Annotated in this window: 23 protein-coding genes and 3 tRNA genes; 15 read left to right on the plus strand and 11 right to left on the minus strand. The window is 41.0% G+C overall.

The window, feature by feature from the left end:
• The first annotated feature begins 60 nt into the window (after positions 1 to 60).
• From ompR to scpC, 3 genes are all read left to right on the plus strand, one after another.
• Positions 61 to 822 (plus strand): osmolarity response regulator transcription factor OmpR, encoded by a 762-nt coding sequence (gene ompR / locus AC5YCD_RS10460; protein WP_122900140.1) that lies wholly within the window; start codon positions 61 to 63, stop codon positions 820 to 822.
• Between the two features lie 65 nt (positions 823 to 887).
• Entirely contained in the window at positions 888 to 2348 is a 1461-nt protein-coding gene (locus AC5YCD_RS10465) for an ATP-binding protein (RefSeq protein WP_496129980.1), read from the plus strand.
• 205 nt (positions 2349 to 2553) lie between these two features.
• On the plus strand, positions 2554 to 4059 hold the full coding sequence (gene scpC / locus AC5YCD_RS10470; RefSeq protein ID WP_496129981.1) for a succinyl-CoA:acetate CoA-transferase ScpC: 1506 nt from the start codon (positions 2554 to 2556) through the stop codon (positions 4057 to 4059).
• Positions 4060 to 4094: 35 nt separating this feature from the next.
• Here scpC and AC5YCD_RS10475 read toward each other — a convergent pair whose 3' ends face one another.
• From AC5YCD_RS10475 to AC5YCD_RS10490, 4 genes are all read right to left on the minus strand, one after another.
• Positions 4095 to 4835, minus strand: coding sequence for a class I SAM-dependent methyltransferase (locus AC5YCD_RS10475; RefSeq protein WP_496129982.1), 741 nt, complete (start codon positions 4833 to 4835; stop codon positions 4095 to 4097).
• Between the two features lie 98 nt (positions 4836 to 4933).
• Positions 4934 to 5009, minus strand: a tRNA-Phe gene (locus AC5YCD_RS10480).
• A gap of 130 nt (positions 5010 to 5139) precedes the next feature.
• Positions 5140 to 5215 (minus strand) — tRNA-Phe (locus tag AC5YCD_RS10485).
• Positions 5216 to 5318: 103 nt separating this feature from the next.
• On the minus strand, positions 5319 to 5696 hold the full coding sequence (locus AC5YCD_RS10490; RefSeq protein WP_496129983.1) for a GNAT family N-acetyltransferase: 378 nt from the start codon (positions 5694 to 5696) through the stop codon (positions 5319 to 5321).
• A 70-nt stretch (positions 5697 to 5766) separates the two neighbouring features.
• Here AC5YCD_RS10490 and hisB point away from each other — a divergent pair, with 70 nt between their 5' ends.
• The 7 genes from hisB (at position 5767) to AC5YCD_RS10525 (ending at position 11075) form a co-directional block, all read left to right on the plus strand.
• A complete protein-coding gene (gene hisB / locus AC5YCD_RS10495; RefSeq protein ID WP_122900149.1) occupies positions 5767 to 6360 on the plus strand; it encodes an imidazoleglycerol-phosphate dehydratase HisB in 594 nt (197 codons plus the stop codon).
• The gene (gene hisH / locus AC5YCD_RS10500) at positions 6360 to 6977 is read left to right on the plus strand and encodes an imidazole glycerol phosphate synthase subunit HisH (protein WP_496129984.1); all 618 of its coding nucleotides are present in this window, start codon (positions 6360 to 6362) and stop codon (positions 6975 to 6977) included. Before hisB ends, hisH begins: the two co-directional genes overlap by 1 nt.
• 124 nt (positions 6978 to 7101) lie before the next feature.
• Positions 7102 to 7578, plus strand: coding sequence for a DUF805 domain-containing protein (locus AC5YCD_RS10505; protein WP_496129985.1), 477 nt, complete (start codon positions 7102 to 7104; stop codon positions 7576 to 7578).
• A gap of 352 nt (positions 7579 to 7930) precedes the next feature.
• Positions 7931 to 8689, plus strand: a complete 759-nt coding sequence (locus tag AC5YCD_RS10510; protein WP_496129986.1) for a hypothetical protein — start codon at positions 7931 to 7933, stop codon at positions 8687 to 8689.
• Positions 8690 to 8905: 216 nt separating this feature from the next.
• Positions 8906 to 9256 carry a hypothetical protein gene (locus AC5YCD_RS10515; protein WP_496129987.1) on the plus strand — a complete coding sequence of 117 codons (351 nt, stop codon included), beginning with the start codon at positions 8906 to 8908 and terminating at the stop codon, positions 9254 to 9256.
• A 104-nt stretch (positions 9257 to 9360) separates the two neighbouring features.
• Entirely contained in the window at positions 9361 to 10083 is a 723-nt protein-coding gene (hisA, locus tag AC5YCD_RS10520; RefSeq protein WP_496129988.1) for a 1-(5-phosphoribosyl)-5-[(5-phosphoribosylamino)methylideneamino]imidazole-4-carboxamide isomerase, read from the plus strand.
• An 80-nt stretch (positions 10084 to 10163) separates the two neighbouring features.
• A complete protein-coding gene (locus tag AC5YCD_RS10525; RefSeq protein WP_496129989.1) occupies positions 10164 to 11075 on the plus strand; it encodes a DMT family transporter in 912 nt (303 codons plus the stop codon).
• A gap of 28 nt (positions 11076 to 11103) precedes the next feature.
• On the opposite strand, the gene AC5YCD_RS10530 is transcribed toward AC5YCD_RS10525, so the two are convergent.
• The 3 genes from AC5YCD_RS10530 to AC5YCD_RS10540 are packed head-to-tail and all read right to left on the minus strand — an operon-like array spanning position 11104 to position 13094.
• Positions 11104 to 11490 (minus strand): DUF4870 family protein, encoded by a 387-nt coding sequence (locus AC5YCD_RS10530; RefSeq protein ID WP_496129990.1) that lies wholly within the window; start codon positions 11488 to 11490, stop codon positions 11104 to 11106.
• A gap of 20 nt (positions 11491 to 11510) precedes the next feature.
• Positions 11511 to 12125: a DUF1294 domain-containing protein gene (locus AC5YCD_RS10535; RefSeq protein WP_496129991.1), complete on the minus strand. Its 615-nt coding sequence runs from the start codon at positions 12123 to 12125 to the stop codon at positions 11511 to 11513.
• Between the two features lie 18 nt (positions 12126 to 12143).
• A complete protein-coding gene (locus AC5YCD_RS10540) occupies positions 12144 to 13094 on the minus strand; it encodes a homoserine kinase (protein ID WP_496129992.1) in 951 nt (316 codons plus the stop codon).
• Between the two features lie 114 nt (positions 13095 to 13208).
• Between AC5YCD_RS10540 and hisF the strand changes: the two genes are divergently transcribed.
• Together hisF and aqpZ are read left to right on the plus strand one after the other, a co-directional pair.
• Positions 13209 to 13967 (plus strand): imidazole glycerol phosphate synthase subunit HisF, encoded by a 759-nt coding sequence (gene hisF, locus AC5YCD_RS10545; RefSeq protein ID WP_496129993.1) that lies wholly within the window; start codon positions 13209 to 13211, stop codon positions 13965 to 13967.
• A 160-nt stretch (positions 13968 to 14127) separates the two neighbouring features.
• The gene (aqpZ, locus tag AC5YCD_RS10550) at positions 14128 to 14817 is read left to right on the plus strand and encodes an aquaporin Z (protein ID WP_496129994.1); all 690 of its coding nucleotides are present in this window, start codon (positions 14128 to 14130) and stop codon (positions 14815 to 14817) included.
• A gap of 36 nt (positions 14818 to 14853) precedes the next feature.
• On the opposite strand, the gene AC5YCD_RS10555 is transcribed toward aqpZ, so the two are convergent.
• The 4 genes from AC5YCD_RS10555 to AC5YCD_RS10570 form a co-directional block, all read right to left on the minus strand.
• Positions 14854 to 15099 carry a hypothetical protein gene (locus AC5YCD_RS10555; RefSeq protein WP_496129995.1) on the minus strand — a complete coding sequence of 82 codons (246 nt, stop codon included), beginning with the start codon at positions 15097 to 15099 and terminating at the stop codon, positions 14854 to 14856.
• 51 nt (positions 15100 to 15150) lie between these two features.
• Complete coding sequence (locus AC5YCD_RS10560) at positions 15151 to 16221, minus strand: DNA/RNA non-specific endonuclease (protein WP_496129996.1); 1071 nt, start codon at positions 16219 to 16221, stop codon at positions 15151 to 15153.
• A 66-nt stretch (positions 16222 to 16287) separates the two neighbouring features.
• Positions 16288 to 17253, minus strand: a complete 966-nt coding sequence (locus AC5YCD_RS10565; RefSeq protein WP_496129997.1) for a hypothetical protein — start codon at positions 17251 to 17253, stop codon at positions 16288 to 16290.
• A gap of 99 nt (positions 17254 to 17352) precedes the next feature.
• On the minus strand, positions 17353 to 19233 hold the full coding sequence (locus AC5YCD_RS10570; RefSeq protein ID WP_496129998.1) for a potassium transporter Kup: 1881 nt from the start codon (positions 19231 to 19233) through the stop codon (positions 17353 to 17355).
• Between the two features lie 120 nt (positions 19234 to 19353).
• Here AC5YCD_RS10570 and AC5YCD_RS10575 point away from each other — a divergent pair.
• From AC5YCD_RS10575 to AC5YCD_RS10585, 3 genes are all read left to right on the plus strand, one after another.
• Positions 19354 to 19444: transfer RNA gene (locus AC5YCD_RS10575), tRNA-Ser, on the plus strand.
• Between the two features lie 191 nt (positions 19445 to 19635).
• The gene (locus AC5YCD_RS10580; protein WP_496129999.1) at positions 19636 to 20046 is read left to right on the plus strand and encodes a transposase family protein; all 411 of its coding nucleotides are present in this window, start codon (positions 19636 to 19638) and stop codon (positions 20044 to 20046) included.
• Complete coding sequence (locus AC5YCD_RS10585; protein ID WP_496130000.1) at positions 19994 to 20464, plus strand: transposase family protein; 471 nt, start codon at positions 19994 to 19996, stop codon at positions 20462 to 20464. Before AC5YCD_RS10580 ends, AC5YCD_RS10585 begins: the two co-directional genes overlap by 53 nt.
• The last annotated feature ends 172 nt before the right edge of the window (positions 20465 to 20636 follow it).

Here is a 20636-nt window from a genome sequence, read left to right on the forward strand (position 1 = left end):
ATTGAATATCGTATACTGAAATCTGACATGACGATGACAATAAAGAATAAGGAGCACATCATGAGTTTAGTTGTACCCGCTGAAAATTTAGATGCTGTACAAGAAACTGACCGCGTCGAACGCATTCTCGTTGTAGATGATGATGTGCGTTTACGTACTTTACTACAACGTTTTTTAGAAGATAAAGGCTTTGTAGTGAAAACTGCGCATGACGCCACGCAAATGGATCGTTTATTACAACGTGAACTCTTTTCGCTCATCGTGCTTGATTTTATGTTACCTGTTGAAGATGGTTTAAGTATTTGCCGTCGTCTACGTCAGTCCAATATTGATACGCCTATTATTATGCTGACCGCGCGCGGTAGTGATTCAGATCGTATTGCCGGCTTAGAAGCAGGTGCAGATGACTACTTACCAAAACCATTTAATCCCAATGAGCTCCTCGCCCGTATTCGTGCGGTATTGCGTCGTCAAGTACGCGAAGTACCCGGCGCTCCGAGCCAACATATGGAAGTGGTCAGCTTTGGGCCGTGGTCACTCGATCTCTCTACCCGTACTTTAACCCGTGAAGGCCAAGTGGTGACTTTAACTACGGGTGAATTTGCCGTGCTTAAAGCCTTGGTACAACATCCGCGTGAACCTTTAACACGAGACAAACTGATGAATTTAGCGCGTGGTCGTGAATGGGGGGCAATGGAACGTTCGATTGATGTGCAAGTGTCACGTTTACGCCGTTTGATTGAAGAAAACCCTGCACGTGCACGTTATATTCAAACCGTTTGGGGGGTTGGTTACGTCTTCGTTCCAGATGGTGCAGAATAGTAGTTCCAAGCTGGGTTTACTGTTGCAGTAAACCCAATTTTTTTGGCTTTAATTTGAGAGCAGCGGTGAAACTTGATCCTCTAGATCCACAAGAATTTAAAGATTACGCAGCGTATTCAGAAAAAAAACGCACTCGAACCGAACGCTTTCTGGACAAAATAAAGCCGCGTTCTGCCGCAATGCGTACCACGGTTTTGGTATTATTTGTGGTGTTATTTAGCTTGTTTATGTCATTGTGGTTTTTTTGGCGTACGCTATATTTACCTGAAATTCAACAACATGCACGCTATTTAGCAGTAGAGCTAGATATTTTAAATGACCCTGATTTACGTATTTATCATCAAGGTGAAATGGTTAATCCTCAGGTCTGGCTCAAAGATCGCGTAGGTCTAGAATATATTACCGACCCCGAAGAATTTCCCAATGTACGGGAAAAAGTCATTGCTGAGTTTTTTACCAATCAAATTGAAGACAAGCTTGCTAAAGAATTGGGGATTAATAACGTTACCGTCTATTTTCAATTTAAGCCGAGCCCACGTATTTGGATTCAAACCCCTGAAATGAATGGCAATTGGGCACGCGAACCGCTAAAAACCTATGCCAATTACAGCCCAGAATTGGTTGTTGCTTGGTTACTCGGTACACCATTAATCGCTGCCATTATTATTTTAACTTTGGTGCGTCAGCTCAATCGACCGCTACGTCGTTTACAAAATGCTGCCAACAGCTATACCAAAAATGGCAAGGCACCATATTTAGAGACCAATCATGGTCCGCAAGAAATTCGTGAAGTGAATCAGGCTTTTAATCGCATGATTTATTCACTTGATCAAACTGAGCGCGACCGTCGCATTATGCTGGCTGGCATTTCACATGATTTACGCACTCCCCTGACTCGTATTCGTTTGAGTGCCGAAATGATGCCTGATGAAGACTTTTTAAAAGAAGGTCTAATTTACGACGTTGAAGATATGGATGCGATTTTAAATCAATTTATTTCTTATATGCGTGATGGTTCTGATGAAGAACCGCAAGACACTGACCTCAACAGCTTACTACAAGAGCTGGTGGTACAATTTAAGCCTTTAAATATTCGTTTTAGCCCCAATGAATTACCTATCATTCAAGCACGCAGTTTATCTTTAAAGCGTTTAATTGGTAATTTAATTAATAATGCCAAACGTTATGGGGCTGAACCCATTGATATTTCTGCTGAGTTATTGGGTGAGCGAATCTTTATTCGCGTTGCTGATCATGGCGAAGGAATTCCTGAAGATCAAATCCAAGATCTCATGCAGCCTTTTGTTCGTGGTAATGCAGCACGTACGGTACAAGGGAGTGGTTTAGGACTAGCGATTGTGAAACGAATTGTCGATATTCACCAAGGTGAATTACTGATTCATAATCGCCCCGAAGGCGGCTTAGAAGCTATTATTTCTTTGCCCTTACACAGCAACCAAATCCCTGAAATTGAAGCACATAGTACACTCGAAAAACTCAAACAAAGTTTGAGTGATCGCTTTTAACTATTGTTCAATATTTAAACAAACAATTTTGTTTAAATAATAAACCCCTAGGTTTAATTATTTTAAAATCATGTGCTTATATATTATAAGATTAATTTATACCCACATTTTTTGAAAAAATTAGACCTTAGCCTAACAGCTATGCACAATGGCTTTTCTGATCGGTACAATCCGTATCAGCTTTAAATTTTAACGAGAGTAAACCATGTCTTTAGATCGCATTCGTTTAGCTTCACTTCATGACAAAGTCATCAGCGCTGCTCAAGCTGCTGAATTCATCAAAGATGGTATGACTGTAGGTATGAGTGGCTTTACTCGCGCAGGCGAAGCAAAAGCTGTACCTTTAGCTTTAGTAGAACGTGCCAAAACTAACCCATTAAAAATTACACTAATTACGGGTGCAAGTTTAGGTAACGACCTTGACAAAAAATTAACTGAAGTGGGTGTACTAGCACGTCGTCTTCCATTCCAAGTGGATAACACATTACGTAAAGCCATCAACAAAGGCGAAGTGATGTTTATCGACCAGCATTTATCTGAAACTGTTGAGCAAATGCGCAACGGTCAATTAAAGAAAAATGACATTGCGGTGATTGAAGCTGTTGCGATTACTGAAGATGGTGGCATCATTCCAACGACTTCTGTCGGTAACTCTGCAAGCTTCGTACAATTTGCTGAGCAAGTGATTGTGGAAATCAACACCAATTTAAGCCCAGCATTTGAAGGCTTACATGACATCTATATCCCAGAGATGCGTCCAACACGTGGCCCAATTCCATTAACTGTATCTGATGAGCGTATTGGTACAACTGCAATTCAAGTTGATCCAGCGAAAATCGTGGGTATCGTATTTAACAGCGAATTACACGACTCTCCATCAACTGTAACTGAACCAGATGATGAAACTCAAGGTATTGCAGACCACTTAATCGCGTTCTTTGAGCGTGAAGTTGCTGCAAAGCGCTTACCGTCAAACTTAGGTCCATTACAAGCGGGTATTGGTTCAATTGCCAATGCTGTACTGACAGGTCTAAAAGATTCTAACTTTGAAGATCTTGTGATGTATTCAGAAGTATTACAAGACTGTACTTTCGAATTAATTGATGCAGGTAAAATGAAGTTCGCGTCTGGCTCTTCAATTACTTTATCTGAAAAATTTGGTGAGAAAGTATTTAACAACATCGAAGCATATAAAGATAAGTTAGTTCTTCGTCCACAAGAAATTTCAAACCACCCTGAAATCGTACGTCGTTTAGGTATCATCGGCATTAACACTGCACTTGAGTTTGATATTTACGGTAACGTGAACTCAACGCACGTTTGTGGCACCAAAATGATGAACGGTATTGGTGGTTCAGGTGACTTCGCGCGTAATGCACACCTTGCAATTTTCGTAACCAAGTCGATCGCGAAAGGCGGTGCAATCTCGTCTGTGGTGCCATTTGCGTCTCACATCGACCATGCATGCCACGACGTTGACGTATTGGTGACAGAGCAAGGTTTAGCTGATCTTCGTGGTTTAGCGCCACGTGAGCGTGCGCGTGCGATTATTGATAACTGTGTACACCCATCTTATAAAGATGCACTGAACGATTACTTCGATCGTGCATGTGCTAAAGGTGGCCAAACACCACACATCCTTACTGAAGCGCTTTCTTGGCATTCAAACTTCGAAGAAACTGGCACGATGCTGGTGACTGAAGAAGCTTAAGCTTTTGCTTAAAAAACGCCCATTTGGGCGTTTTTTTAATCCTGTTTAAGTCGTCCTAAACGTAGTAAAACCGGAAAAGTCACACTAATAGACAAATCACGATGTTGTTTTAAGTCATCAGCAATTTCAGTTAAGGCCGAATGCCCAGTTTGCCTTTCATAATGTTGCACTGCCGACCAAGTGGTTAAATATTCAAACAGCTGCTGTGCTGTCCAAACATAATTCAGCTCTAATGGTGGTGTAACAATTTCTTCAAATGGAAAAGGAATCGTTTGATAGCCTTCATCAATATAACGTCGTTCAGCATCCCAATAGTCCTTTAAAATATTGTGATATAAGTGCTGTACTTTGCTATTTAAATGCGCATCATGAATTTCAATTAAGCCATACCCAATAATGGCCACTACCCCTTCTGGTTTAAGCACACGTTTAACTTCTTTATAAAAACGCTCAAAATCAAACCAATGCACTGCTTGCGCAACAGTAACCAGATCTACCACATGTGCCATTAAGTCACTATGCTGAGCTTTATTGACCTTGTAACGCACATTACTGAGCTTTGGCGCATGCATAAGCTGATTTTCGCTAATATCAGTTGCCAAGACATGGTTAAAATGCGGCGCTAAGCGTTGACTAAATTGGCCTGAGCCGGCACCAACGTCCCAAGCCATATCACGCTCTGGTACTGATAACAGTATTTGTCCTATGATTTCCTCTGAATAACTTGGTCGAGCTTTTTGATAACATTCACTATGTTCAGAAAATAAATCCTTCATCTTGTTATTTCTCATTGTTGTTATTTTTAATCATTATACGTAAAAAAAATTTAAGCATAAAAAAATCCCCAAACTTAAGTTTGGGGATTTTTCGAATATGGTGGCGAGACCCAGGATCGAACTGGGGACACACGGATTTTCAATCCGTTGCTCTACCTACTGAGCTATCACGCCGATGCGGTGTATTAAGCCCTATCTTGAGATATTAGTCAACACATTTCTTTAAAAATTATTAAATATTTATTTCATAAACAATTTTAAGCAAAAAAAATCCCCAAACTTAAGTTTGGGGATTTTTCGAATATGGTGGCGAGACCCAGGATCGAACTGGGGACACACGGATTTTCAATCCGTTGCTCTACCTACTGAGCTATCACGCCGATGCACGTATTAAAGCGTTTTCAAACTCCAGCGTCAAGCCTTAAGTCTACATTTTCAATTCAAGTGTTTATTTTTACAGCAAAATCCACAAAAATTGGCCTTTTATAACTTATCGAGCTTAGTTAGACAGCGATGAATGGCACCACAACCGGGTATAAAGCTCTTACTGCCCTGCTGTTCTTGCATACGACACACTTCAATGACTAAACGCTCAGCGACACCACGACCACGATTGGCAGGATGTACCACCACATATTCTAAAATACAGTCATCTTGTTGCTGACGGCACCAAATTGCGCCAATCAATTTCGTGTTAAATTCTGCGGTATACAGTAAAGTATCTTGAGCGAGGCTATGCTCAAGTTGGTTTAACGCATCCTGCCCATCAGAAAACTCTGGGCTTAAGTCGTATAAGCGCTCAAGTTGACTACGAAAGTCATTATTTTCTAAAGACGTATGAGCATGTACGGTAATAGGCATTGCTAAACCCTCCTAAGCAATCTAGTATTTGCGCTTCGCTTAAATTTTTAACGTTTTGAGGAATGTGTCTATGACAGAGCGTATCAGTGAAGTGGTAAGAAACACTAACGAAACTAAAATCCGTGTTCGTGTGAATCTTGATGGTACAGGTCAAGGCACTCTCAATACCGGTGTTCCTTTTTTAGATCATATGATCGACCAAATCAAGCGTCATGGTTTATTTGATATCGACATTCATTGTGATGGCGATTTAGAGATTGATGACCACCATACTGTAGAAGATTGCGGTATTACTTTAGGTCAAGCCTTTGCACAAGCCCTAGGCGATAAAAAAGGCCTCAAACGCTATGGTCATTTCTATGCCCCACTCGATGAGTCACTCAGCCGTGTAGTGGTAGATTTATCTGGTCGTCCGGGTTTATTTATGGATATTCCATTTACCCGTGCGCGAATTGGTAGCTTTGATGTGGATTTATTCTCTGAATTTTTCCAAGGCTTTGTCAATCATTCGTTAATGACGCTACATATTGACAACTTGCGTGGTAAAAACAGCCATCACCAAATTGAAAGTGTCTTTAAAGCCTTTGCACGCGCATTACGTATGGCATGCGAAGTTGACCCACGCGCGGCAAATACTGTTGCTTCAACCAAAGGAACATTGTAATGGCTCGTATTGCATTACTTGACTACGGTATGGGCAACCTACACTCAGCCGCTAAAGCGCTTGAGCACGTTGGTGCAACGGTTGATGTGACCAATGATCCAAAACTCATTGCCCAAGCCGATAAAATTGTCTTCCCAGGTGTAGGTGCAATGCGTGATTGTATGCAAGGCATGCAAGATGCAGGCATTGACGAAGTGGTACGTCATGCTGTGTTTAATAAACCTGTACTCGCTATTTGCGTGGGTATGCAAGCTTTAATGCAACGCTCTGAAGAAAATGGCGGTGCTGATGCATTGGGTATTTTCCAAGGTCAAGTTAAACGCTTTCCTGATCTGGACGGTCTCAAAGTGCCACATATGGGCTGGAACCAAGTCCATCAGGCAGACCCGAACCATCCAATGTGGAATAATATTGAACAAAATGCACGTTTCTACTTTGTGCATAGTTTTTATGTAGAACCGCAAGATCCAAGCATTGTGGCAGCAACCTGTAATTATGGTTTAGATTTCTGTACGGCACTGCATAAAGAAAATCTATTTGCAACGCAATTCCATCCAGAGAAAAGCCATACCGCTGGCTTACAGTTGCTCAAAAACTTTGTGGATTGGAACATCTAAGGGCTAACTACATAGCATACAAAAGCTCAACTTCGGTTGGGCTTTTTTATTTACAAAAGCAAGCTAGGAGCAACTGAATTTTTAAATTATGGTAATTCCATAACAATAACAAAGGGACAGCATCATGTATTTGTCTTCTCCTGACCCGGCCTATGAAGGCTTATCTCTGCATGGCCGTTTTGGTCGCGTGTCTTACTTTGCTTGGCATGTGTTATTAGCATTGGCTTTGCTGCTGATGATAGCTACTGCATGGCTAATCGCCCCACATTTATTTGAGCATGCCACTTTGTTATTTGATGCAAGCAGCATCATTGCCTTATTGCTATTGCTGATTGCCCAAATAGGTGCTGTATATTTTCATATTATTTTTACCCTACGACGCCTGCATGACTGTGCGCTTAATCCTTACTGGGCAGTGTTATGCATCATCCCTTTTGCAAATTGGTTACTGGCCTCTTATTTATTATTTAAACCGGGTGTAAAAACGCCAAATGCCTTTGGTGATATACGCCACACATTAAATTGGGAAAAATATCTAAGCTCTCTCACTGTAGTGGCAATAGTTGTACTAAGCATTTATTTCATTTTATTCGCTAATTAAACCTATTTTTCCGGCTTTTAACCACATCCTTTCCTGTTTGTTTTTTGCCACTAAAAAGGTCAATTAGAAATATTAATCAATGATTAAAAAATTCTGACAAATTTACTCAACTTAAGTTTTTTTGTGCTATAACTAGTCAAAAATATTCTATTTAACTTACTGTTTAAAATTAATATTTTGCAAAAAGTAAAGCATTTAGATATTTTTTCCTATGACAAGTCACATCCATATGGGCTGTCATTACTTATTTTTTTCAAGCTTGAGCCTTATGACTTGGTTTTTTATTGCTTATTTTGGCTAAATCTAGAACATAGTTATGCTCAGCTTTATTGTTGTTCTTTGGAGATAAAAGATGGCTCTTTTTGGTGGTTTAAAAGGTATTAGCGGTGTATTCACAGCTATTTCTCAAGGTTTTTCTAGCGTTCTCGGCAAAATCGTATCAGTTGTTGCGCATGTCGTTGATACAGTTGTTGAAGCTGTAAGCCAAGTACTTAATCCTGTACTTGATGGCTTATCAAATGCTCCTTTACTAGGTGGCACAATTGAAACTGTTGACAACCTCGTGGGTAACTTAACGGGCAACTTAAGCGATACCTTACATTCAACTGCTGATGCACTGTCTGCGGGTTCAGTTGTTGGTGGCGTAGCGACACTTTTAAATGGCGTAACAGACACTATTGGCGCAACAGTAAAAGATGCTGCTAACACAGTTGATACTTTAGCAACTGACGTGATTGATCCTGTATTAGGTAAACTTCAAGATGCACCAATCATTGGTAAAATTCTCGAAGGCGTTGAAGAAACTTTAGACCACGTTGTTGGCGATGTAGACAGTTTAGGTGATTATGTTGCTGAGATTGAGCCTTTAGAACTAGTAAAAGATCTATTAACTGATCCATTAGACACCGTTGGTGGCGTTGTGAATGACGTTGCAGATACTGTAGACGATGTACTGAACTCTTTAGCACCAACTTTAGACGTTGAAGTACCTGTTGTGAATGAGCTTGGTGATGTTGTTCAGCAAGTGGGCGCTGGCGCTGTTGGTCTTGTGAATGGTTTAGGTGATGCATTACGTGATGTAGACTTAAACATCAACCTTCCTTTCGTTTAATTGTTGAATTTCAATTAAATGTAAAAAGCCTAGATTTTTTCTAGGCTTTTTTTTAGTCAAATTTTCTTACAGTTTTATTTTTCAACTAAGTCTTTTATCTTATTTAAATTAATAGTTGAAGTTTACCACAAAACCTAAAAATAAATCTTTAAATCAGAATCTTATAAAAATATTCTTTAAAATAAAAAATATTAAAAAAATAAATAAGGAGCGGTGATGTTCCACATTTTTCAGGGCGCTTATCAGCAATTAATGCGCAATCCCTATCAAGCAAAAATGCACTGCCAAAAGCCGAAAGCAGTCAAAGTGGTGCGTATTAAACGACCTCGTCATCAACTAACCGAACAACACGCATTACATAAAGTGCTGTCTGTAGCAGCATCACATCAAATGCCTGAACCTGAAGTCCATGCAGAAGATTTACCTGTGCCTGATGCCAAAGAGTTGACTCAAGATTTAATTGCCGCCGAAAACTTACTCCATGTTTACGATACAGCGCTAGATGATTTTAGTCAGGTGCCTGATTTACTTGCAGCGCTTGAGATCAATAAAAAATTCCCTTCCTGATAAACTTAAAGCATGCTTTTTACTGTTTTTTATTTAGAGATTGCAGATTTGTTTGTTAAGATGCAAAACACTCTATTTAATACGATTAGGCTAGGAGCGAAAGCATGCTAATCATTCCTGCAATTGACCTTAAAGACGGCAAATGCGTACGTTTAAAACAAGGTCGTATGGAAGACGATACCGTATTTTCTGATGACCCAGTAGCCACTGCACAGCACTGGGTAAACGAAGGCGCACGTCGTTTACATTTGGTAGATTTAAATGGTGCTTTCGCAGGTACGCCAATCCATAAACCTGTGGTTGAAGCGATTGCTAAAGCACAGCCAAATTTACCTATTCAAATTGGTGGCGGTATTCGCTCACTTGAAACCATTGAACACTACTTAGATGCAGGCGTATCTTATGTGATTATTGGTACCAAAGCGGTTCAAGATCCTACATTTGTTGAACAAGCATGCAAACAATTTGCAGGTCACATCATTGTTGGTATTGATGCCATGAACGGTATGGTGGCAACCGATGGTTGGGCCAACGTCACTGATGTAAAAGCGACTGAGCTGGCAAAACGTTTTGCTGATGCAGGTGTATCTAGCATTGTCTACACCGACATCGCGCGTGACGGTATGATGCAAGGTGTAAACATTGAGCAAACTGTCAATCTTGCGACTTACTCAGGTCTACCTGTGATTGCTTCTGGTGGCGTAACCAATATTGATGACGTTCACGGCTTAAAAGGTCAGCACGGTATTTTAGGTGCGATTACAGGTCGTGCAATCTATGAAGGCACTTTAAACCTTCGCGAAGCACAAGCTGTACTTGATGCTTAATCTAAATTACTGATTTTGCTTTGAAAGAGGTCTTCGGACCTCTTTTTGTTTTGTGTATTTTGAATTTTGATCTCTCTGCCATGTCCATGCAAGCAACTAAACTTCCCCTGTGGAAAGCTAAACTTCCACAACTGTCACTCATTTTAATTACCATCATTTGGGGCACGACCTTTGTGGTGGTGAAATATGGTCTGAGTTTTTCCAGTCCTGTACTTTTTGTTGCATTGCGCTTTATGGCGGCTGCCATTGCAGTCACACTCATTTCATGGAAACACCTCAAAGGCATGACTGCTTTTGAACTCTTTGCAGGCGCTGTGATTGGTTTGACCATCACCCTTGGCTATGGCACACAAACGGTTGGCTTACAAAGCATTAGTAGCAGTGAGTCGGCATTTTTAACGGCGCTGTATGTACCACTTGTACCGATTTTATTATGGCTGTTATTTCGTAAAAAACCACATGTGATGACTTGGCTTGGTGCAGGCTTGGCCTTCTTAGGATTGGTGTTTTTAACAGGCAATGGCTTTGGTGCAATCCAACTGAGTTTTGGTCAAATCCTGACCCTATTAGGCTCTATTGCTATTGCGCTGGAAATTATCTTTATTAGTTATTTCGCACCTAGAGTAAATACCCGTCGTGTCACAGTGCTGCAACTGATCTTTGCCTCAGTGTTCTGTTTTATGTTCGCACCCATGGTAGGTGAAACACAGCTTCCCGACTTTCATCCACATTTAATGATGATCTTAGTGGGACTTGGGATTGCCAGCGCCTGTATTCAATTGGTGATGAACTGGGCACAAGAAATGGTTGAGCCATCGCAAGCTGCGATTATTTATGCGGGTGAGCCGATTTGGGCCAGTCTTTTTGGACGCCTTGCCGGTGAGCGCTTGCCTGCGCTTGCTTTATTAGGTGGCATCTTAGTGGTGTTTGGCGTGATTGCGAATGAATGGCGACCTAAATTCTTACAAAACAGACAACATAGCCAAAGCTAAGAAAATCCCCTCAACATGAGGGGATTTTTTAAATGGCTAAATTATCATTTAAACGCATGATACCTTTAATGGCACGATACACGATCCATAACCATGATAAGACCAATACGGCAATACAAAAAGCACTCGCCCCTAAAGTCACTCCAGCAAAAAGCGCAGGATCTTGACCCGTAAAAAATACGAAGATAAACGGTACAAAAGCCAATACCGTCCAAATTAAATACCACCAAAAGGTGCGAATTTGAAAGCGAAAATGGCTTTCAAAAATTGAGCCTTTGACTGCATCTAGTTTTAAGTAGTTAATTAATAACGCAACCAGCGCTAAAATCCCTGCGCTAAAAATTGCCACGATATACAACACATATAAAATAAAGGTTAAAGTGCGGTTAGGATCTTTATCTATAGAATAGCTCATCGTCAGACCTCAATGATGCATTATAAGAATGGATTAAATGGCGAGACTAATAAAATCATCAAGGCTATATTTAAGCCAATCATGGCAAAATAAATATGTCTAAAGGGTTGTTTTTGTGTTTTATGACGTAGTTTTTGCTGGGCTAAATGTGCCGCAGGCCAGCCACCTAAAAATGCAACAAGGTGTAAGGTATTTTCTGCTACGCGGCGTTCATCTGCTTGCGCGGCTTGTTTATCTTGAACATATAACCAATAACTCAGAACATTGATCAGACTGATGATCAACAGAAATAAGCTTGGCAGTAAGCCAAAAATTACCAATCCTGCAAGCAGCACGATATAAATGATACTCAGTAAATTCAATGGATGCTGCTTGGCGTGTGGCTTTTGAGTCACTTTAGCCGTGCTTTTTTTCACTTGAGCAGCTTTTAAATAAGTGACTTGTTGAGCACGTATACGCCCTTTGCCATCAATGAGTGGCACATATTCTAAAGCACAGCCCACGATTGGACGTGGGCCGGGCCTGGCAAAATCTTTAATGTGTAAAAATACGCGATCTTTGTCACTGTCGGTCGGTTGGATAAAACCATAGCCTTTGTCATCAAACCATTCGACTAATCGCCCTTGATCGCGCATTGTTACCCCAAATTAATATTATGCAGTCACAAATTTTAAGCGATCAATCAGCATCTTGCGCATTTCATCTGGATTTTTTTGCAGAATATCAGCGCCTGTTAAGCCCATTTCGGCATTTTTAGCTGCTACACGTAAACGCATCATCCAGAAACGCCCTGCTGCCATTGCTAAGTAAACCTCTAAACAAGCACGTTCATCATCAGTGAGTTTACGTACTGTTTCATAAGCAGTGAGGTAAGCCACCGCTTTTTCTTCATTTAAATGAACGTCGGGATATTCAGTACAGAAATCATTTAAGGTAATGGCAATATCCAGCAACAATTCATCTTGGTTCATCTCATAAAAGTCTAAGATGCCAGCCAATTGGTCGCCAGTAAATAAAGTGTTATCACGGAACAAATCTGAATGAATCAAACCCTTAGGACGGTTTGGATACAACGCAGTTAAGGCATCAAATAAGCCTAACAGTTCATTTAATAGCACTTGATCAGGCTGACTTAAAGTCGGTTTAAGTTCTTGTGCTACGTTCATCCAATAGGCGTGATCACGCACTTCTGAGCGTTGTAGTGGAAAACCCGCTAAGGCTACATGCATTTTAGCCTGAGCAATGGCAATTTCACGTACTTGACCAAGCGTTGATGGCATTGGATGCTCACCTCGCATACGCGGTGCGATTTGGGCTGGCTTGTCTTTTAAGCTTAAAATTGCCGCGCCATTGACATTTAATGGTACAGGTACAGCCACCCCATGCTGACCCAAATGCTCAAGCACAGGCACAAGCTCCCCAGCGGCTTGTGCATCTAGTTCTTCAAACAGTGTTAACACAAACTGATTGCCATCCTGGCAGACTAAAAAATAATTGGTATTTTGAATACCGCCTTGAATGGGAATCAGGTCGACCACCTCTAAGCCATACGGCGCTGCAAAATCCTGAACTTCCTTTAAAGTCAAAGTGGTATAGACCGACATACAAAACCTGCGATAAATTTTACTCAAGTTTGCTAGAATAGCGTGTCAATCTGCCAAGGTGTAGCTCTTAGGCGGGTTAGTTTTATAATTGGCTGTAATTATTGGAAAAAAATTATGCTTGCTAAACGTATTATTCCCTGCCTAGACGTAGATAACGGTCGTGTTGTGAAGGGTGTACAGTTCCTAGACATCCGTGATGCAGGCGATCCTGTAGAAGTAGCACGTCGTTATAACGAACAAGGTGCTGATGAAATTACCTTCCTTGACATTACAGCTACCTCAAATGGACGCGATACGACCTATCGTACTGTTGAACGTATGGCCGAAAGCGTATTTGTGCCGCTGACTGTTGGCGGTGGTGTGCGTAAAGTTGAAGATATCCGTTTACTGCTCAATGCAGGTGCCGATAAAGTCAGCATTAACTCAGCAGCCATTTATAATCCTGAATTTGTGCAAGAAGCATCACAGCGTTTCGGCGCACAATGTATTGTGGTAGCTATTGATGCCAAAAAAACCGGCGACAACAAATGGGAGATCTTTACCCACGGCGGTCGTAAAGAAACGGGGATTGATGCCATTGAATGGGCTGTAAAAATGGCTGATTTTGGTGCAGGTGAACTGCTCGTTACCTCAATGGATGCCGACGGTACCAAAGCCGGCTATGACCTTGCCTTAATGCGTGAAATTAACAACCGCGTTAGCATTCCTACCATCGCATCAGGTGGTGTAGGTAACCTACAACATTTAGCCGATGGAATTATCCAAGGCGGTGCCGATGCCGTGTTGGCGGCTTCGATTTTCCACTTTGGTCAACATACCATTCCAGAAGCAAAACAATATTTAGCTGCGCAAGGCATTGAAATGCGCCTCTAAGTAAGACTTAAAAAAAGGAGCACTTCAGGTGCTCTTTTTTTATATTTAAAAAATATGTTGACCATTAATCTGTTTTATTTTGCACTTGCATGTTTTGCGTTTTAGATTACAAGAATAACAACAAGATACCTACAATAAAAAATCACTATGGAGTTAAGGCATGAATAAATATCTTGCTGAATTTATTGGTACTTTTTGGTTAGTCTTTGGCGGTTGTGGCAGTGCTGTACTGGCCGCAGCTTTTCCTGAACTTGGTATTGGCTTTGTCGGTGTATCGCTGGCCTTTGGTTTAACTGTCCTCACGGGTGCTTATGCCTTAGGGCATATTTCGGGTGGACATTTTAATCCAGCCGTTTCTATTGGTTTATGGATGGGTGGGCGCTTTGAAGCTAAAGAGCTGGCGCCTTATATGATTGCGCAGGTACTAGGTGCGGTCTTTGCCGCTTGGATTTTGTTTGTGATTGCCTCAGGGCAAGCAGGTTTTAGTGCAGGTGGCTTTGCCAGTAATGGCTTTGCTGAATTATCACCCGGCAAATATTCAATGCTATCTGCATTACTAATTGAAATTGTACTCACCGCAATTTTCTTAATTGTGATTTTAGGCTCAACCGATAAACGTGCCCCAGCAGGCTTTGCCCCAATTGCCATAGGGTTGGCCTTAACATTAATTCATTTAATTTCTATTCCTGTCACCAATACCTCAGTGAATCCTGCACGTAGTACAGGCGTGGCCTTTTTTGCTGAAACTGCAGCTTTAAGTCAACTGTGGTTGTTCTGGGTAGCGCCAATGATTGGTGCAGTAATAGGTGCAGTCATTTATAAGGTAGTGGGTAAGCCAGCTCAACTTTAACGACCATTAAAAAAGCCCAGTTAAACTGGGCTTTTTTTATAAAAATGGATTCTCGACTTCGTCGCTGTCTGGGCGGTTCAGTTTCTCGGGTAAGTCAGCTTCGGCTTCGAGTTGTGTCACAATATCATTGAGTAAAGCTTGCAGTTTTTTTGCTGCAGCTAAACCTTGTTGATCTTTATGAATCTGTAAATTGCCATAAATACTGACCCGATCAACATCGTTTTCTAAGGTCAAATCATAAATGGCATCTGACTCTGTACCTTGATGAAATGCTTTAAACATAACGCAGCTCTTATTGTTGGTTATTGGCGAAATTTATTTTACCTTACTCATTTATTTAAGTAACTGCACGATAAATTGCACAATCTCCAAGATAATTTTTAAAATGCCTGAACTTTCTGTCTGATTCTCTTGAGCTTTGGCTTGTGGCTCAGGTGTACTCACGTCCTGTTGTGGCTTTTTTGCCAATACCTCCGCCATGGTGCCTTCATAACTTGCACTTGGCTTAAACAGCTTTTTAGTGGCATTGATTTGCTGCGTGGTCACTGGCTCGGCACACTTAGCCTTTTGATCTGTGCTTTTTAAACCAATCGTTTGATTATTTTTTACCGCAGATGCCGTTAAAGGTAAGTTATAGACTTTGCGTTTCTCTGCATCGCTAAGTTTTGGAAATAAGTTAATGCCAATTTTTTGCTCTAAAGCACAAATACTCATCAGCTCAACTTTTGGCTTGGCCACATTCATATCATTGCTCACATAATATGCGCCAATCACCCCAGTTTGAGGTGCATAGATGGCTTTATAGGTGGCTGTTGGTACCAAAACTTTTCCATCACCAATAGTTTTTATATTTTGCCCTGAATATTCAGGGCCAGAGACCACATAGATATCTTGTTCGTGTGTTTGTACCATTATACGAACAGCATGTTCTAAATCTCGCCAAGGCCCCTGATTATTTTGGGTAGTTTGTGGCACCATATTGGCTAAAGAGAAACTGTCATATTGAGATGCTTTGGTTGGCATATCCCCATTGGGAGCCATATGACCACGGTCATAACCCGAACGACGGTAATCCTGAGAGCTTGCGCGGGCACCTTTAACTAACTCTTCTTCATGAAAACGATCTTCACGTTTAATTTTTACACTTAAACGTTCGGGCGTTAAATATTCTGCCACCCAAAATGAGGTTTTTGAAACGCCTGAGTGCATGGCGTTAAAGCCATTTAAACATAGTGCTGTGGTATCTTTTTTTAAGCTTTCGCGTTGTAATTCAGGCGCAGTATTTTGATAAAACTGATCTAAACAGGCTTTAGGTTGGCTATTTGCAGCTAAAGCCGTTGATGTAGCAGTCGCCCCCGCTACAGCTAAAAATAACATACCAGAAAGAGGACTAAACTTTTTCATGTTAAACATCAATTTCAGATCAGAAAAGAGCAAGCAGTATAGGCGCAACATAGGCTAAAAGCTATCTTATTGAAGCTGAGTCAGCAACCAATGTAAACCTTCAAATACCAGACTTAACAGTGCAGTTTCGACACGCTCTAACCACGGCGTTGCGACAAAAATAGCTTGCTCAGGCGCTTGTTGCGCGGCTTTTTTTAAGTTGCTTACTTCACACTGACTTTTGCTATCCCAATAAGCATATTGCCAATCAAAGTCAGATTTTGCGGTTAAAGGCAACTGATAAACATCGCGTTTTTGTTCGCTGCTTAAACTCGGAAACAGCTGCATCTGTAATTTTTGCTCTAAAGCACAAATACTTAAATATTCAATTTGGCTATTGGGCTGTTGCGCCAAATAATAAGCCCCCATCACCCCTGTTTCAGGAATATAAACCGCTTTATAAATCCCTTGAGGCGCCCAAATCTGACCAGCAATTTGGGTTAGATGTGCCGCGTTATAATCTGTGCCTGTAATCACATAAATATCTTGATGATAGGCACGGCTTAAGTACTTTAAGCTTTGGTCAATCGCCTGCCATTGTTGGGCGTGCTGTTCTGAGGCAAAAGGGACACGGAGCAGCGTTTCTAGCTGCTGATCCTGCTCTGGCAAGGCCAGTAAACTTTGATAATGCTGTTCTTGATGTTGGACAGCCGATAAGTGCGCTACATGATTGGCCGCAATATTGGGCTTTAACACTACTTCAGGCACTGCTGCTGTGGCGGCAAAATATTGACTCACCCATAACGGTGTTTTTGTAATGCCTGAGTACAGCAAGCTTAGATGTTTTGCGCAAACACGATAACTTTCGGTGTAGATCTCATCACGGTAAAAAAATGGCGTTTGTTGCACATAGCTACTACTTTGACACAAATTGCGTTGTTGCCACCATGTGCTGAAGCGATCTTCAAACATCACAATAGCAAAACTTAAACTGGCAATCACAGCCAGAATAATTTTAAGCCCAAAATATTGAGAACGCGGAGGTGCAGGCACAGCAAGAATCGTCAGAGTGAATTACAGCGACAGCTAGCTTAACAAGTCACGTGAAAAAAATCAGTGCCGAAACACTGATTTTTTAAGTGACAGCAGCGCTTAAATCTCAATTTGACTACCCAGCTCGACCACGCGGTTAGGTGGGATTTTATAAAAATCACTCACTGGACTGGTATTACGCTGCATAGAAATAAACAGCTTTTCTCGCCATGGGGCTAAACCATCACCTACACTATGAATTAAACGGTCACGTGAGATAAAGAAACTGATTTGCATCAGGTCATATTCAATTCCCACTGTCGCCAAAGCTTGTTCTAAGGCATTTGGAATATTGGGCTGATCTTTAAAACCATAGTACAAAGTGACCCGATAAAAACGCTCGGTCATTTGCTCAGTTTCAAAACGGGCTTCATCCTCTACATAAGGGATATCACGAGTGATGACCGTAACCATAATATTCATATCATGCAGCACTTTATTATGCTTAATATTATGCAACATGGCATGCGGCACTAAATCAGGTGTACCCGTTAAAAACACCGCTGTGCCAGGTACAAATTGAGTTTCATTGCTATAGCCAATACTTTTAATAAATAAAGACATCGGTAATGCATCGCTAGAAAGGCGTTTTAGCACAATCTCACGGCCATCTTTCCATGTAATAAGTAAGGTATAAGCCACCGCGCCAATTAAGATCGGCACCCAACCGCCTGAGATAATCTTGACTGAGGTAGAGGCCACAAATATAAAGTCAAGCAACAAAAATGGCGTGGCAAATATAATGACTTTCCACAGTGGCCATTTCCAATAACTATAGGCTAAAACACTAATTAAAATGGTACCGCACAGCATGGTCATGGTAACAGCGACACCATAGGCACTGGCTAAATTGGCACTATTTTCAAACAGTAAAATTAAAATCACGACTGAGATAAACAACACCCAGTTAATAAATGGTAAATAAATCTGCCCTTGCTCAACATCAGAGGTATGGTGCACGGTAAGACGCGGTAGATAGCGCAGTTGAATTGCCTGATTGGTCATAGAAAACACGCCAGTAATCACCGCCTGTGAGGCAATCACCGCGGCAGCAGTAGCTAGGCCAATCATTGGATACAGTGCCCATTCTGGCACCAGCATATAAAATGGATTAGCAATGGCGCTGGCATCACGTAATAACAGCGCGCCTTGCCCTGCATAGTTCAAAAGTAAACATGGCAATACCACAATAAACCACGCCAAGCGAATCGGTAAGCGACCAAAATGCCCCATATCAGCATAGATCGCTTCACCACCCGTCATGGTCAGAATTACAGCCCCCATGGTCAAAAAGGCTAAATAAGGCTGATCTGCAACAAAATGATAGGCCCAATACGGATTGATCATGTGTAGCACTTGTGGGGTTTGGATAATACTCCATAAGCCTGCCGCACCAATTGAACCAAACCACAATAAAGTCAGTGGCCCAAAGAATTTACCCATGGTGGCTGTGCCATGGCGCTGCACAAAAAACAGTCCTGCCAAAATCCCAATTGCTAAGGGTTCGAGCCAGTTGTTAAACATTGGTGTAGCAATGCTTAAACCTTCAATCGCAGATAACACAGAGATGGCTGGGGTAATAATGCCATCACCAAAAAATAGCGATGCACCTATAAAACCTAATGCAATAATATAGAGTCGCTTTTTTTCACCGATTTTGGTGGCACGTAGAATCAGTGCCAACAGCGACATAATTCCGCCTTCGCCATTGTTATCGGCACGCATAATAATGGTGATGTACTTAAAGCTAATGGTGAGCATCATGCACCAAAAAATCAGCGATAAAATCCCAAGAACGCTGGCCTCAGTAATGGCTAAGTGTGCGGTTTGGAAACATTGTCTGAGTGCATAGAGTGGACTAGTTCCAATATCCCCGAATACTACGCCAAGTGCAGCCAAGGTAATGACTGGCAACGCGGCTTTTTTTGCAGTAGTTTGCATATTATGTCTTCGTTTTGCAGACTATTTTTGCGAATCATAGCACTGCCGCTAAAGTTTTTCTCTAAATCAATTGTTATTACTTGGCAGCGTGCTGCTTTTTGGTTATTATCCACCGCGCATGGTGAGGTGTCCGAGTGGCTGAAGGAGCACGCCTGGAAAGTGTGTATACGTTTATAGCGTATCGAGGGTTCGAATCCCTCTCTCACCGCCAAAATTCTAAAATCCCCAAATCAAAAGGTTTGGGGATTTTTTTATTACTTCATTCTTTTTTCGAAGATGACTTCACGGTGATATTGCAAATATTCATGCTGTTTATGATTAAAAATATAATAGATCTCTTTCATAAATCAAAAAATGATCTACTTTTTGCTTCTTATTTGTACCGAAGAATTTCGAATATTCATGCATAATTTACGAATGAAATACATCGACTCAAAGAAGCTTTCTGAAACACAGTTTAAGCGATATACAGGCATCTCATGGTCAACCTTTTATGTAATGGTTGAGCAATTGCAGAAACATGTTCCAGAGAAAGGTAGACCTCCGAAATTGCGTATAGAGGATCAAATTCTTCTGTGCTTAAGTTATTGGCGTGAATATCGAACTTTGTTCCATGTCGCAACAAGTTATGGCGTGTCAGAGCCTACTGCTTCAAGAATCGTCCGCCAGGTAGAGGACTGCCTCATCAAGTCCAATCTATTTAATTTACCTAAGAGTTTGCCTGAAGGCAAAGGGATCGACTGGAATGTGGTGGTCGTAGATGCCACAGAAATCCCAATACAAAGACCTAAAAAAACAGAAGAAAAGCTATAGTGGCAAGAAGAAAGCACATACTTTCAAAGTTCAGGCCATTATCCATTATAGAACTCAGCAAGTTCTGAGTTTATGTACGAATCGTGGTGCTGTACATGATTTCGAACTCTTCAAACGCAACTTGAATCAGATTCCTGCAGGTGCCTTTATCCTTGCAGATAAAGGTTATCAAGGGATCTATACAGTATATCCAAATAGCTTATTGCCATTAAAAGCAAAAAAGCGCTGCAAACTAGATCTGGAGCTAAAATTTTACAATCAAGAAATTAATAAAAGAAGAATTGGGATTGAGCATGTATTTGGCCGTTTGAAAACCTTCAAAATCCTTGCCGAGCGTTATCGAAACCGAGGAAAAAGACTCGGATTAAGATTTAATTTGATCGCGGGCATCTACAATTTGGAGCTGAGTAAAAAATAACTTATGAAAGAAGTCTATTTTATAAATTATATTAAATAATTTTCTTGATTAATATTATACTTATTCTTTTATCATTCACATAATTTTTTAAATGATTAAATTTCTAAATAATAGACCTCTTGCGAAAGTGGTTATTGCAAGTTTATTCGGTTTACCAGTGCAGCAATTAAGT

Source organism: Acinetobacter sp. CY05 (assembly GCF_059515805.1).